The sequence below is a fragment of the Vibrio sp. 1249-1 genome, assembly GCF_033340495.1.
On record NZ_JAWOWJ010000582.1, the window covers coordinates 1 to 685 of the forward strand.

1 protein-coding gene is annotated in these 685 nt (G+C 48.6%); it reads right to left on the minus strand.

All coding sequences use genetic code 11. The features are described from left to right. A partial coding sequence (locus R7Z50_RS27750) for an ammonia-forming cytochrome c nitrite reductase subunit c552 (protein WP_318149788.1) occupies positions 1-685 on the minus strand: 685 nt, incomplete at both ends.

The following is a 685-nucleotide window of genomic DNA, read 5'->3' on the forward strand; positions in this document are numbered from 1 at the left end:
ACTGCGCACATGTGTCTTCGAAGCGGTCGAAAGGATTGCCTACTTTATGATCGGTATAAACGGTACCATCTTCTTTTGTCACCTTCGGCATATGGCAATCGACGCAAACCACTTTGTTTTTGCCGTGAATCCCTTCACGCCAAGTCTCGAAGCCAGGGTGCTGTGCTTTTAGCATCGGTGCTTTAGAAACGGCGTGAGTCCAATCTTTAAAGTCCAACGCATCGTAATACTTCTCCATGTCACCGACCGTCGTACCCATATCCCAAGGGAATTTCACCGCTTTCGTTGGTCCTGTAAAGTAGTATTCGACATGGCACTGAGCACACACAGACGCTTGTTTATCAAGGCGCGACTGCTCATCAAAGTTTTTTCCAATTACATCGAATGCTCGCTCAACATAAGGTCTGGTTAGTGCGAGTTCTGGCTCGCCTTGGTTGAATTTTTCTGAGCGAGTGTCGTGACAGTCAGAACATCCGATAGGATTGACGATTTCTGAGCCTAGACGTGCCCATTTACCAGAGAAATAGCCATCCTCGCCACGTTCTTCTATCACGCGAGCGACATCAGGACTTTTACAACTCCAACACGCCATTGGCATTGGCCCGGAGTTTTCATCTGCCGGTGCGCCTGTCCTTAAGGTTTGCCTTACATCGTCGAGCGCATAAAAGTGACCTCGAGCCTTGTT